Consider the following 783-nt stretch of genomic DNA (forward strand, 5'->3'; position numbering starts at 1 on the left):
ACCCCCACCACCCCACTACCCCCCACCGGACCCACCCACGGAACCCAACACCCCATCCCCCAAAACCACCTCGACAACTGGAACACCCACGCCCACCAAAACCACCACACCCCCTTCGCCTACCACATCGCCATCTACACCCACACCCTCCACCAACTCACCCGACAAAAAGACATCGGCATCATCACCCCCGTCGCAAAACGCGGCCAACACCACCTCGACCACACCATCACCAGCCGAATAAACCCCCTCATCCTCCGCACCACCCCCCACCACAACCCCACCCCCACCATCAACCAAGCCCTCGCCCACCAAGACCTCCCCTTCACCGAAACCATCGGCACGCTCCCGTACAACACGCTGCTGAACATCGGAACGCTGCCGATCTTCGTTTTCCAGGACCACCCCCGCGCCGATCTGGAAATCCCGGGCTGCACCGTCGAGCTGATCCCCGAGCGGCTCGCCCAGGACGTCCCGAGTGCGCTCTCCGTCGAGGTCGACCTGACCTTCGCGCAGCCCAGCCTCAACGTGGCGGTGCGCACCGACGTCCTGCCCCTCGCCTTCACCCGCGAGGTGGCCGGGCTCTACCTCGCCGCTCTCGAAGCCGGCCCCGAAGCCCTCTTCGGCGCCTGACCGGATCGCCGGCCGCCCGCCTCCGCCAGGCCCGGACACACACCAGGACAGCCAGCAGGACACAGAGGGACTCAGGACGCACGACAGGGGCGGGGGGGGGGCAAACGGTCGTGTGTTCCCTTTTTCTCGTGTTGGGATTCTTACGGTGGT

The 783-nt window shown here is 65.9% G+C and carries 1 protein-coding gene; it reads left to right on the forward strand.

Annotation, left to right across the window (positions count from 1 at the left end; all coding sequences use genetic code 11):
• Positions 1-633: hypothetical protein (locus ACZ6NC_RS34415; protein ID WP_465737803.1), on the forward strand; the 633-nt coding region annotated here is incomplete at its 5' end.
• Positions 634-783: the final 150 nt, after the last annotated feature.

Source organism: Kitasatospora sp. NPDC041988 (assembly GCF_055588525.1).